This is a genomic window from Microcoleus sp. Pol12B5 (genome assembly GCF_036701335.1).
Lineage (GTDB): Bacteria > Cyanobacteriota > Cyanobacteriia > Cyanobacteriales > Microcoleaceae > Microcoleus.
The window spans coordinates 60,120-73,860 of sequence record NZ_JAUBQQ010000012.1; the positions used below are offsets into that span (position 1 = coordinate 60,120).

General features: G+C 44.8%; 6 protein-coding genes. 4 read left to right on the plus strand and 2 right to left on the minus strand.

The genetic code is table 11. From position 1 onward, the window contains the following. Window positions 1-2: 2 nt before the first annotated feature. The 3 genes from QUA24_RS09100 (at window position 3) to QUA24_RS09110 (ending at window position 5,836) form a co-directional block, all read left to right on the plus strand. Window positions 3-3,179 (plus strand): MASE1 domain-containing protein, encoded by a 3,177-nt coding sequence (locus QUA24_RS09100; protein ID WP_333228974.1) that lies wholly within the window; start codon window positions 3-5, stop codon window positions 3,177-3,179. Window positions 3,180-3,199: 20 nt separating this feature from the next. Next, complete coding sequence (locus QUA24_RS09105) at window positions 3,200-5,008, plus strand: PAS domain-containing sensor histidine kinase (protein ID WP_333228976.1); 1,809 nt, start codon at window positions 3,200-3,202, stop codon at window positions 5,006-5,008. A 315-nt stretch (window positions 5,009-5,323) separates the two neighbouring features. Next, entirely contained in the window at window positions 5,324-5,836 is a 513-nt protein-coding gene (locus QUA24_RS09110; RefSeq protein WP_333228978.1) for a hypothetical protein, read from the plus strand. A gap of 215 nt (window positions 5,837-6,051) precedes the next feature. Here QUA24_RS09110 and QUA24_RS09115 read toward each other — a convergent pair whose 3' ends face one another. Then, window positions 6,052-6,543: a WbuC family cupin fold metalloprotein gene (locus QUA24_RS09115; protein ID WP_333228980.1), complete on the minus strand. Its 492-nt coding sequence runs from the start codon at window positions 6,541-6,543 to the stop codon at window positions 6,052-6,054. A 94-nt stretch (window positions 6,544-6,637) separates the two neighbouring features. On the opposite strand from QUA24_RS09115, the gene QUA24_RS09120 reads away from it, so the two are divergent. Next, window positions 6,638-7,843, plus strand: coding sequence for a tetratricopeptide repeat protein (locus QUA24_RS09120; protein ID WP_333228982.1), 1,206 nt, complete (start codon window positions 6,638-6,640; stop codon window positions 7,841-7,843). A 361-nt stretch (window positions 7,844-8,204) separates the two neighbouring features. Here the strand turns inward: QUA24_RS09120 and QUA24_RS09125 are convergent, their stop codons facing one another. Continuing rightward, window positions 8,205-13,613 (minus strand): AAA family ATPase, encoded by a 5,409-nt coding sequence (locus QUA24_RS09125; protein ID WP_333228984.1) that lies wholly within the window; start codon window positions 13,611-13,613, stop codon window positions 8,205-8,207. Between the last annotated feature and the right edge of the window lie 128 nt (window positions 13,614-13,741).

Here is a 13,741-nt window from a genome sequence, read left to right on the forward strand (position 1 = left end):
ACATGAAACTGCTCAACCGCCGCACTCGAACGCTTTTGTACACCGGCATCCTGGCGCTGGCCTACTTTGTTACCGGAAAACTCGCAGCGTCGATGCTGGGACTGGTGAAAGCCGAACCCTCCCCCGTGTGGCCGCCCGCCGGTATTGCTCTAGCAGCACTGCTACTGCAAGGGCGACGGATGTGGCCGGGAATTGTCCTCGGTTCAGTGCTGTTAAACTCTACCGGCGGTATACCGTCGTCTGTCATTGCCACATCGGCCTTTAGCGTCACCCTGCAAGCGCTGGCTGGAGAGGCTGTGCTGACTTGGAGCGGATTTTCTACCAAACTCGATCGATTGCGAGATGTTCTGGCTTTAGTGGCGGGCGCTGTCATCGGGTCTACTTTGGTCGGTTCTATCCTCGGCAACTTGGGTACGTGCATTTTTGGTTGGGCCCAGTGGAGTAATTTCTCTCGGAACTGGTGGACTACGTGGCTCGGAGACGGCATGGGAATTTTGATTGTGACGCCTGTGCTGTTGACTTTGAACCACGCCGTTAACAGTTTTAAATTTCCACTAAAACTTAGATGTTTCACTATTCTCAATTACTTGTTTAGGAACAGGCAAGATGCCTGTTCCACAAGAGATGAATTTGATTGTGTAACAGGCATCTTGCCTGTTATTGAAAATCGTGTAACAGGTGAGAAAAAATCTCGAATCATTTCAAGTTTAAAAGCATTTTTTAACGGGAACAATAACCAATCAGAAGTTACAAATTATTCTAGCAAATTGTCTGCAAGTGAAAACCGATATAATCTTCTATTTTTAATTATTAATTATTCAGAAATAGCGCTCTGGCTGACTCTATTGCTGAGCGTGAGCTGGCTGTTTTTTTGCTCAAAAACACAAGCGGCGATCGCTCAGTATCCGCTGGAGTATCTGCCTTTTCCTCTGATAGTTTGGGCTGCCCTGCGGTTTCAATCGGCGGGAGCGATTTTTGCTTATTCGATCGTCTCTTACATCGCGATTTGGGGAGCAGTGCAGGGAGGCGGCCCGTTTTTGGCCAAAAGCGATAATCTCAAACAGGCGGTTTTATTTTTACAAGCTTTTACGGGTACGATCGCCCTTGTGGCTCTGATGTTGGCCGCCGCCGTAGCAGAACGCCAGCAAGCACTGGTGGAGGTGCGCCGCACGGCCGCCATGCTGCGAGATCGCGAAGCTAGTTTAGCCAACGCTCAGCGCATCGCTCAGTTGGGAAATTGGGATTTAAATTGCGCCACCCTCACAGCAACTGACAACTCCGAAGAATCCGCAGAACATCATATATCCAATATCGAATTGCGGTGGTCAAACGAACTTTACCGCCTCTTGGGTTTTGCTCCTGGAACTGTCAAACCGACACCAGAAGTTTTTTTGCAGGCTGTACATCCAGAAGACCGAGAATTGGTGGCGAGATCGCAGCGCCAAGCTATGTTTGAGCGCACACCCTATTGCATTAACTACCGAATTGTGCTAGCAGACGGCTCCGAACGCACTGTCTGCGAACAGTCGGCAATTCAGTCAGGGGCGATCGCTGCCACAGTCCAAGACGTTACCGAACGCCACCGCGCGGAAACCGCTTTGCGGGCGTCCTCCGATCGCGATCGCTTGCTTTCAGAAATCGCCCTGCGAATTCGCAACTCCCTCGACCTCGAAGAAATTCTCAACACTACTGTTGCCGAAGTCCGGCAATTTTTCAAGGCAGACCGCGCTTTCATCGGTATTGTGGACGCGGACGGGATAAATCTTCCTACCCCGGTGTACGGTAAGGTTGTGGCCGAGTCTGTGGGTGTCCAATGCCGTTCTCTTTTGGGGTGGGTACTCGCTGACGGGAATCACCTCGAAAGCCAGAAAACTTTTTATGCTAACAACCGTGTCCGAACTATCTCCGATACTGCTAGCATTCAACTGAGCGTTCCAGTTGCCCAATTGTACAGCGACTATCAAATTCGCGCGACGTTAAATGTGCCGATCTTCCTGGGCGATGAATTGTTCGGGATCTTGGCCGTCAACCAGTGTTCGGGGCCCCGCCAGTGGCAGGAATTTGAAATAGATTTGTTGGAAAAACTCGCTACTCAAGTGGCGATCGCTCTACAGCAAGCCCAACTTTTGCAGCAGGTAAAAGCTCTCAATGCCAACTTGGAATCTCAAGTCGAGGAACGCACCCACCAACTACAGCAAAAAATGCACGAGTTGCAAGAAAGCAATCGGTTGAAAGACCTATTTTTACACGCAGTTTCTCACAATCTCCGCACTCCTGTTATGGGAATGTTAATATTGTTGAAAAATTTGCTCAACAAATCGGCATCTGATTCTCTACAAGATGTTCCGGTTTCTCGATCGATTTTGCAGCGGATCGTTCAAGCCAGCGAACACCAGTTGACTATGGTGAATTCCCTGCTCGACGCTCACGCTAGCGAGGTGAAAGGTATTGTTCTCAATACTGTACCGCTAGATTTGCCGTCTTTAGCTTCAGCTATTGTTGCCGATTTAGAACCGACGCTGGCCAAAAATCAAGCAACTTTGACTCAGGAAATCCCGGCGGATTTGCCACAAGTCAATGCCGATCGCCAACACTTGCAGCGGGTGCTAGAAAATCTGTTGACTAATGCTATTAAACACAATCCTCCGGGAGTCAATATAACTTTTAAAGCGGAGGTAATTGCAGTTGAAACACCGCTAAGTTATGAAGAAAATTCACAGGCTTTAAGAGCGCCCAATAATTCGCTTGCCCGCTGTGTCGCTAACGGGATATCTGCTGTGGGCGATCGTCCTAGGATCGGCGAGACCACCCAGAAAAATCAGGAAACCGTGGCCAAATTCAACCTCGACGGCAGTTGCAAAATGCCCCGCTATCAGGGTCAAATTGGCAACAGCGGCAGCAAATTGCCCGGAGTCACCGTAAAAATGGTTCGCTGTAGTGTAACAGATAATGGAGTGGGAATCAGCGCCAAACAGCGGGAATCTTTGTTTGAACTTTACGTTCAAGACCCTAATAGCCGACAATTAACAGGGCTGGGTTTGGGCTTGTACCTCTCCAAGCAAATTATCAAAGCTCACGGTGGCTTCATCGGCGTCGAAACCACTCTCGGAGGTGGATCGACTTTCTGGTTTTCGCTACCTGCTGTCAACTCGGACGATCTTTGTCAATCTAAAATCTAAAATCTAAAATCTAAAATGGTATGAACTATTTGGGCAATGCAAAATCAGTTCAGGCGTTAACGGTTTACGAGGTGTGGCGCGATCGCTTCCTCCGAGATCGACTGCGCCCTGCTGTCGGAATTGCCATCTTTTTTGCCTTCACAATAACGGTCTATTTTCTGGGCGAAAGATTCTTCGCTCGCCAGGAGTTTAAAAGTGTTTATTTGTACACGAGCGCTGCTGTAGAATTGGGTTTGTTGACCTGTTTTGTGTTGCAAAAAACCTCCTTCGGACAGCGCTATCCTGGTTTGCTATTTTTGGGTTTTTCGTGGTCGCTAACGCTGGTTGTGCAGGTTGGGCTAGCTGTCGCACAAGCCGGGGAATTACCAATTTTTACCTGGATTTTAGCGTTTCTGATCCAAGCTACGCTGATGCCCGTCCGCTGGCGTCTGCACCTGATTTCTCAACTCGGCGTTTTGTGTTGCCACGTCGGGATAAATTTGGTTTTAAATCTAAGTTTTGCTAAGTATACTCCTTTTAAGTTGACCGGGTTGTACTTATATTTGTTTTGGATTTGTTTGATTTGCGATTTGTCGGTTTATTGGTACGAATGTCTGCAACGGAAAGAGTTTAGTACCAGGCGTGAGTTGGAATCTGCTTACCAGCAGTTGGAGGTGGCGGAGGCGAAGTACCGCAGCATTTTTGAGAATGCGGGCGAGGGGATTTTTCAAAGCACTCCCGATGGTCGTTATATTACTGCAAATCCAGCTTTGGCGCGGATTTACGGCTGCGATTCCCCGGAAGAAGTGACGGCAAAGTTTACTGATATTGAGCGGCAGTTGTATGTCGATCCGTCTCGCAGAAATGAGTTTTTGCGATCGATCGAGGAAAGCGGCACAGTATCGGATTTTGAATCTAAAATTTACCGCTCAGACGGCAGTATTGTCTGGATTTCCGAGAAGGCGCGGGCGGTACGGGACAGCAGCGGTGCTGTGCTTTATTATGAGGGTTTAATTGAGGATATCACGCAGCGCAAACAGGCACAAGAATCGCTGCGGCTGTTTATCCACGCTCTTTCTCACGACTTGCGAAACCCGGTAGCGGGAATGTTAATGGTGCTGAAAAATTGGCAGACGAAACCTGGGGATTCGATCACAATTCCCCGTTCTATTTTGGAGCGGATGATTCAAGGTAGCGAGCAGCAATTGCGCTTGATAAATTCGCTGTTGGAAGTTCACGCCGGGGAATTGCGTGGTTTGGTTTTGCACTGCGAATCGGTTAATTTGAGAGCGATAGTTGAAGCTGCTGCGACAGATTTAGAGCCTTTAATGAAGGAGGGTAAAGCTACTTTTAAAAATTTGGTGTCGGGTGATTTGCCAGCCGTGAATGCCGACAAAACTCAGTTGTGGCGTGTGTTTTCTAATTTAATAGCTAATGCTTTGAAACACAATTTTCCGGGACTGAATTTAACAGTTTCGGCTCAAGTAATTAATGCGGAAAAATTAACTATAAATCAAAGCACAGCAAAAGAAAAAATCGACAAATTACCGATTACCAATCCACAATCCCCCATTACCCATCCCCAATCACCAATCCCCAATCCCGGAAGTAGGATGATTTACTGTACCGTGGAAGATGACGGGGCGGGAATATTGCCGGAACAGTGCGAACATCTTTTTGACCTTTACGTTAGGGGTGATCAATCTCGACACTCCGTCGGTTTGGGTTTGGGACTATATCTTTGTCGGCAAATTATTGGTGCTCACGGCGGCCAAATAGGGGTAATTAGCACTCCCGGTGCTGGGGCAAGTTTTTGGTTTACTTTGCCGCTAGCTGAGAATTTTAGGTAATTTTTTGGTATTTTTAATTACATTTTATCTAGCAATTGTGCCAGATATTTAGAACGTTATTAATTGCTGAAACCCTTGCGAAATATGCTTTTTCCTTCTTGCTGCGGCTATACTTTTGTTGTGCCGTCGCAGGTGCTTTGTGAGTGGTTCAAGCCAAATCAGTCGATCGGACTATTTCGATCGGACTATTGATATTAATTTAAAACCGTGGTATACTTACCCAAATGTTTTTAAGGGAGAAATAAATTTCAGATCTTCACATTTTCTTTAGAAAGATCATTTAATCTAGAAAATCTCTAAAACTAGATAAAAAATATGCAATTTATGTTTGTCGAGCAAAGCTCAGAAAATACAGCTAAAGACGACTCCGCTAAGTACGACTCCGCTAAGTACGACTCCGCTAAATATAACGAGCGGTCGTTATCAACTTTAATTCGGACGCTGCGTCTTTCCCAAGGTTACTTTTCTTTCGTTTTAGTCAACTGCAACTCGCTGGCTTTGCGGCAGCAAATAGTCGATCGACTGCAAGTAAATTGTCCCGTGAAACCGCGACAACTGTTTTTGCCCCAATCAGCGACAACTCTCTACACGACAATCGCAGCAGAAATAGACGGGGAACAGCCTCCAGCTTTAATGCTCCTCGGTTTGGAATCAGTGGAGGCGATCGATCGATTGCTCGTTTCTACCAACCTATTATGCAGCGAATTCAGCAAAAAATTTTCCTTTCCCCTCGTCTTTTGGGTGACGGATGAACTTCTGAGAAAAATCATTCGCACCGCCCCAGATTTATACAATCGGATGACGACAATTAGATTTATCAGTAATTAGTAATCAGTCGATCGATTTTAGATTTTAGATTTTAGATTTTAGATTTTAGATTTTAGATTTTAGATTTTTAACAGTCAACAGTCAATCGATTTTAGATTTTAGATTTTAGATTTTAGATCTAAGATTTTTAATCCTCAACAGTCAATCGATTTTAGATTTTAGATTTTTAACAGTCAACCGTTAACACTCAACCGTCAACCGTCAACCGTCAACCGTCAACTGTTAAATTCCGCTTCCCAAATCAGGACTAATTCTCGCGCCGCCGCAGTTCCCTCAGCAGGAAAACCTGCCAAAAAGTCTTTATCAGCCCCCACGTCGTAAGGCCCTTCCTTAAACTCCAAAATCACAGTATCCTGTGTCAAGGCTACTAACGTGTGAATAGTCCCCTCTGGCAGTTCGACAGCGCGAGTCGGGCCGGCCGCGCTGACTCGCAAGGATTGCAGGATTTGACCGTTTTCGTTCAAAATAACAATACCAACTTCTCCTTGAATCACCACAAAAAACTCAAAACCGTTAACTGTAGGCGGGCGCAGGTGTTGGTGAGGGCGGACGTAAGTGCCTGGTTGCAGCACGTTGACAAACCGCTGCACTTTTTCAGATAAATCATGGAAATTGTAGTTTTGTCGCTGGCGGGGACTGCGCCGGGAGGAAGTGGCAACTTCGTCTAGCAATTCTTGCGTCAGCAATTTGATAGGAGGGGACTGCACAACAGATATCCTGTATTTAAGAGTTTGTGAACAAATGGGCTAGTCTGGGATCATCGTTATCAGCATCTCTTGACACATGGAAATCGCAACTCAGGTGCGTATCACTAAGGCAATGCGTTTGTCAAGTATCTTTAGAAAAAGTATTAGCCCGATCGCCCTTTTGACTATTCTAGTCTGCGCCAGTAGCGTTTTTGCATCTGAACCGACGGCGGCAATGTTACTTCAGCAGGAATTCCCACAGCAGCAACTTAAAGATGAAATTCGCGATCGAGTTCAAGAAGAAGTTGACATTGCTTTCGGGCGCACGGCGGTACTGCTTAACGGACTGGTAATTGCCCTAACTTTGTTTCCGACAGCAGCCGGAGTCGGGGTTTGGTTTCTATTGAGAAAATTGTCCCAGCAGACAACAATTGCTCGCCAAGAAATTGAAAGTCTCCATTACGATACAATCTCTCAATTAAAACTATTAATTTCCGACGCTGAAACTATCTTAGGTGAAATTCAACACCAAAATCACTCGGCAGAGGCAGAAACAGACCTTTTATTCCCCGATGCCCAAATTCAAGAATTTGCTCCGGTTAACTATGGCAATTACCAACAGCTATTGACGGCAGCCGACTATGCGAAACAGGGAGATGCTTGTTTCTTTGAAAACCGTTATCAAGATGCGATCGCAGCTTACGATCAGGCCCTGCAAATTCAGCCTGATTTAGCCGATACTTGGAATAACCGAGGAGTAGTGCTCACAAGAATGCAGCGGTATCCAGAGGCGATCGCATCTTACGAACAAGCTACTACAATTCGCCCGAATTATCCCGACGCTTGGAACAATCGAGGTGTGGTATTGTTGGAGTTGCAGAAGTACCAGGAGGCGATCGGCTGTTACGAACAAGCAATTCAAGCCAAACCCGATTATGCCGATGCTTGGAACAACCGAGGCGTTGCTTTTTCCAAAATGCAGGAGTACGAACAAGCAGTAATTTCTTACAATCAAGCCCTACAAATAAAAAATGATTATACTGACGCTTGGAACAATCGAGGCGTTGCACTCTCCAAATTGCAAAAATACGAAGCGGCGATCGCTTCCTACGACAATGCTGCTAAAATCCGACCTGACTTTTACAGAATTTGGTACAACAAAGCCCGATGTTATGCCCTACAAGGTAAAATTGAATTAGCAATTGAAAATTTAAAGCGCGCCCTCAATCTCAATCCGAATGTGTGTAAAGAGTTGGCAAAAAGTGAAGCTGATTTAGAAAAAATTCGCGGGCACGACGCATTTAAGCAGTTGATTAATTGAGCGGAACTAAGTAGATGAGTGGGAAAATACATACAGCCTATTCCAGGTTTATGGAATGTAGGGACAAAGGTTTTCGCCGTTTCCCTACGGAGATATGACGCTAGACGGGGGTACTTCATAAACGTGGAATCTGCTTTAAGTAGTCAAAAACGAGTGAAACGAAGCTATTGGCTTTCGGTTCGGGCAGTTGTACATTCGGTTATACAGCAAGGTTTATTAGTGCCTACCTACTTATATCAAATCCGTTAGCATCGGAATAGTAAATTCGAGTTCACTGTTCACGGCGTTGACGGTTGACGGTTGACTGTGAACAGTCAACCGTCAACCGTCAACATCATAAGGAGTGTAACCGGAAATGATATTACTTCTGTTTGATTACTACCAAAGTAATGTCATCAAATACTTTTTGCTCCCCGATGTATCGCCGCACGTCGTCAATAACAGCTTGCTTGATTTCTGCTGCGGACCTTTCCCTGTTAAGGACAACAACTTCAATCAATGGCTCGATCCCGTATTGATTTTTCTTCATATCAAAAGCTTCGGTAATTCCATCGGTGTAGAGTATGACAACATCCCCCGAATTCAACTTTATTTCAGTAGAAGCAATGAAATCGGCAATATCTGCTTCCAAGGCGATGGGAAAGCCTAACTCCATAGTATCAATCCGCTCTACTTCGCCGCAGTCACGCACGACAATCACCTCTTCGTGCTGTCCGCTCAAATGCAGGGTGTTGTCCCGATATTCCAGCAAAGAAAGGCTCATATTTTTACCGGAATCCATGCGCTCTACGTTGTCAAAAAGCGTTTGGTTGACTGTCTGCAATAATTTAACTGGGTCGGTTTCCTTGTGAACCAGCAAAGTGCGAATTGCTGTTTGCGCCATAATCATTAACACGCCGCTTTCTAAACCGTGCCCTGTCACGTCGCCGATGCCAATTGTGGCTTTACCGCCGTGATTTAGTACGTCGTAGTAGTCACCGCCAACTTCATCAGCAGGTTCCATGAATCCAGCTATTTCTAGCCCTTCTATTGACTCTAATTCCTGCTGTTTAGGCAAAATCATTTGTTGCAGGCGGCGGGTTACGTCTAGTTCGGCAATCATGCGAAGGTTTTCTACTTTTAGCCGTTCGTTCAAAACCAATATTTCTCTATTAGCTTGGGCTAATTGTGCGGTGCGTTCTTCTACTTTTTGTTCTAGGGTTTGATAAAGTTGGGCATTTTCTAGGGAAATAGCAGCTTGGGCAGAAATTATGCTCAATACTGCTAATCTGTCTGCTGTAAAAGCGCCAGTTGCGAGATTGTTTTCTAGATACAAAATGCCGATGAGTTTGCCTTGATTGATGATGGGGGCGCACAAGACAGATTTGGGTTGATTAATTGCAATATAAGGCTCGGCGGTAAAGGTTCCTTCGCGGACGGCATCGTTTAAAACTACATCTGACTGAGTTCTTGCGACATAATTGATAATAGATGTCGGGAGATTCAGACTGTTATTAACAGCAAGAGATTGCAGGACTTGGACGGAACCCTCAACGTCTCCTGCAGCTTCTATTCTGAGTTCGCCCCTGCTGTTTAACAAGAGGAGAAAACCTTTTTGAGCTCCGGCATTTTCAATTGTAAGTTTAATTAAGTTTGACAGTAAGGATGCTAATACTACTTCGCCGGATATTGCTTGCGATGCTTTGATTACTGTGGTAAAGTCAAGCATTGATGAGCTGCTGCTGCCTGTCGAGGTTGGCGGAAGGGATTTGGTTATGGCAGAAAGGTTTGTACCTGTTGATGTTTGTCTCAGCAATAGCTGCGGATAGCGGGTATCTAAGTCTTTAACTTTGGCGGATGCACCCCAGCGGAGATAGGAATAGCGGGCATTTTGCAAGTAGGTTTTGGCAATCAGAGTTTTATGTTTAGATAGGTAAAACTTTGCAGCTAGTTCGTAGGAGAGGGCTTCTTCTTGGATATATTCGTTTTCTTGAGCAGTGGCGATCGCGCGATCGTACCAGTCCATTGCTTCAAAGTTTTCCCCTTTAATACGGCACAATTCTGCTTCTATTAGTTCTACTTTCTGCAAGTAATTCATCGGTGCGTGAGTGGCCAATACTTTCAGTTTATCCAGATTGACGGCTACTTGTTCTAAAATTTGTTCGCGATCGCTCTGGCTGACATCAAAGTAAACAGCAAGTCGCACTAGAGAATCGTAGAAATAAAAGAGGGGCGCGACAAGCGAACCAACCACTCCAGCTAAATATTGCACTGCTAAGTCAGCATATTTTACAGCTTCAGCAAATTCTCCAAAGAGATAACAGAGAAGCGTTTTTTGCAAGTAAATAATAAAAACAGCACTGCGATTGTTTTTTTGCAGCATCATAGGCAACTGGGTGTCTTCATTATATGCTTCCCCGATTAGCTTGCAAGGATTCTCCGAGCGATCGATTAAATTGAGAACTACCTGCCGGATTACTTCGTTGCCGGTCAAATCAAATTCTTGCTTGAGTTGGCGTATCATGCCATGGTAGGCAGCTATTTCTCTTTCCAATTCTGTGAGTTCTTTGCCAACAAAATAGCTATGCCAGCAGTACACACTGGCATTGTGGCAGGCATTTCCTATGTCTCCGGTTTCCAAACCGATTGCCCAACCATCATGCGACAGCTTTAAAGTTTTCCTAACCGATACTTTGTAATGTTTGACAAAAGCATTAACGCAGTGAAGCGTGTGTGCTTTAACTGTGCCGGCGTTAATTCGCTCCAGCAAATTTAAAGCCAGTTCGCCAAATCGATAGCCAGATTCTATGTCGTTGAACATCGCGCTAAAAAGCATTCCACAACGGGCATAAGCGGGCAAAGAATCAGGATTATTGCCATATTCCAGGGATAAATTTACCAGTTTAAAAATTAATAAAGGCTGGAGTTTTGGGAAGGAAAAATATGCCACATCAAGAGTGCTGGATATCACCTGCATGGCTGCTATTTTGTCCGGGGCTGTCATCAGTGGTAAATCGATTAAATCTTCGATTTTTCTGCCTGTTAGCGCTGCCTGAGTTGCTTGCAGCGCCGCCTCAATATCTGTCGTATTGGGCTGTTTGGGAAAATGTATATCTAACAGTTCTAGCACTGATAAAGCTGTGTCTAATGCTTGCTGGAACTGGCTTTGTGCTAAATGAGAGCGAAGTTTTACTTGATAGACTTTTACTTTATCGAGCACTGTTTTCGCTTGTTGCAGCACGGAAGTTGCTAATTCCTCCATCTGCTCGAAATCGGTACTGATGTAAGCGGCTTCTGCTGCTTCTTCGTAGAGATTCAGCGTTAAGTCGTATTGGGTTTGCCAACTGTCTGCACTTAATAATTGCCTGCCCGCCGCGAAGTAATCTAGTGCTGATTTATAAGCAGCGGAAACTTTGGCTTTTTTGCCTGCTAAAAGGTTGAGCGCTGCCAGTTCATTGCGCTGTGGCTGCGTGGCAATTAATTCGCTGCCAAAGTTGAGGTGATTGACGATATCAAATATTTTCTGTTGTCGCTGTTCCGGCGCAGTATTTTCCAACAAAAGTTGTCCGACTCGATAGTGGACAACTTGCTTTTCTGGTTCGGGAATTAGAGAATAGGCGGCTTGCTGGACGCGATCGTGCAAAAATTTGTAATAAACAGTTAAATCTTCTGAACTTTGCTCTAATTCTAGAAATCTGTAATCATTCCCCACGGGAATAATTAAAGTTTGCCTAACTGCTTCCAAAAGTTTCTCGTTAGTTGCTTTTACTGAATTTTCACTAACAATCGCCAAGATTTTAAAATCAAATTGATTGCCAATGCAAGCAGCAAATTTTAATACTTGCTGTGTTTCCTGGGACAGCTTTTGAATTTTTCCTGCCATCAGTTCGACTACATTGTCAGTAATTCCCTTGGCTTGAATTTGCTCTAAATCCCACTGCCAGTCTCCGTTTGCCCCCTCAATCTTCGGAGAGGTTGCTCCAAATTTCAACAGTTTCTCAGCATAAAGTGATTTAAGAAACTCGTTAATAAAAAATGGATTGCCTTGAGTTTTTTGCAGGACTAACTCTGCTAAAGACCGGGCTTTTTCTAGGTCGCACTTAAGAGTATCTGCAATTAAATGATTGACATAATTTAACTTTAAAGGTAAGAGGCAAATTGAATTAATTACGCATCCAGTTTTCTGAATCTCATTAATTGTTAACATCAGCGGATGGGCGGCAGTGACTTCGTTATCCCGATAAGCACCAATCAGAAACAGATATTGCATATCTGGGTCGGTGATTATCAATTGAAGCATCTGCAAACTTGGGGAGTCTGCCCACTGCAAATCGTCGAGAAACATGACTAAGGGATGTTCAGGCTTGCAAAATACGCGGATGAAGTTATGCAATACTAAATTAAACCGATTTTGGGATGCAGCGGAAGGAAGTTCGGATAATTCTGGCTGCTTGCCCACTATCAATTCTAATTCGGGAATTACATCAATAACGACTTGAGCGTTAACTCCAACTGCTGTTAATATTTTTTCGCGCCACTGTTGGAGTTTGACTTCTGTTTCTGCGAGCAATTGCTGCACTAATTCTTGAAAAGCTTTAATGACGGCGCTGTAAGGAATATTTCGCTGAAACTGGTCAAATTTCCCGGCGATGAAATAACCTTTTTTTCGGGTAATGGGTTTGTAAATTTCTTGTACTAATGCTGATTTGCCAATGCCGGAATATCCGAATACTAACATCATTTCGGAATGTGGTCGGCTGTTGGGGGATGGCTGAGTTTCTGAGGTTAGACTTTCTGCTTCTTCCTGCAAGCTACCTGCAACTCGCTCAAATGCCGCCAGCAGGCTTTCTATTTCTGTTTCTCGGCCGTAAAGTTTTTGAGAAATTTGAAACTTATCTGAAATATCGTGCTGACCAATAGGAAAGTCTTCTATCTTGCCTTGAGTTTGCAGTTGAGTGAGACATAACTCTAAATCTGCTTGAATTCCCCAAGCGCTTTGATATCGCTCTTCTGCTATTTTTGCTAACAGCTTCATTACGATATCTGAAACAGGTTTAGGAATCTCTGGATTGACTTCTTGGGGCGGAAGGGGTTGTTTAGCGATGTGACAATGTACTAATTCGATCGCGTCATTACCTTCAAAAGGCAGTTGATTGGTTAGCAGTTCGTAAAAAGTTGCACCTAGGGAATAAAAATCAGCGCGGTAATCGATGCCGCGATTCATTCTTCCGGTTTGTTCGGGTGCGATATAAGCTAAAGTTCCCTCTAAAACGTTGGGACTTATTAGGGTAGGATTTTCTATAGACAAGACTGTCGAAATGCCGAAGTCAATAATTTTGACTTCCCCGGTTTTGGGGTTGATAATTATATTAGAGGGGTTAATGTCTTTGTGGATAATATTAGCGCTGTGAATCTCACCCAACATCTCGACAGTTTTGATAGCGATGGGGAGAAATTCCGCTAAGGTTATCTGACGTTGCTGCCGCCATAAACTTAAAGATTCAGCGCCCTCATCCTCGAAGACGATGGCAAGAGAATTATGATATTTTTCTAAGCTGTAAGCTTTAACAAAGCCTGAGAAATTCAGAGTTTGACTGATTTGGTATTCCTGCTGGTATCTCAGCAGTTGTGCTGGCGTTGGCAATTCTTCTTTCAGCAGCTTGAGGATGATCGGTAGGGGTTCGGCGTAGCCGTCACGTAGCGAATCGCGATCGCGAATTCCGCGATAAACGAAGGAATTTTCGCTTTCATAGATTTGGGCGAAAATCTGATATCCAGGAATGCTAAGCATAGTTTAAACTGTCCGTTTTGAGCTTTTGCGCTTTGTGTGCAGCAGTTGCGACCCTATCTTGCCATTATTGCTCATATATCACTGCAGTGGGAGCTCGATCGCTGCCACTGCATAGAAAACGACTGTTT

Bases quoted from the DNA above. Each gene is read 5' to 3' on its own strand.
- QUA24_RS09100 (WP_333228974.1), top strand. From the start codon at position 3: ATGAAACTGCTCAACCGCCGCACTCGAACGCTTTTGTACACCGGCATC.
- QUA24_RS09105 (WP_333228976.1), top strand. From the start codon at position 3,200: ATGAACTATTTGGGCAATGCAAAATCAGTTCAGGCGTTAACGGTTTAC.
- QUA24_RS09110 (WP_333228978.1), top strand. From the start codon at position 5,324: ATGCAATTTATGTTTGTCGAGCAAAGCTCAGAAAATACAGCTAAAGAC.
- QUA24_RS09125 (WP_333228984.1), bottom strand. From the start codon at position 13,613: ATGCTTAGCATTCCTGGATATCAGATTTTCGCCCAAATCTATGAAAGC.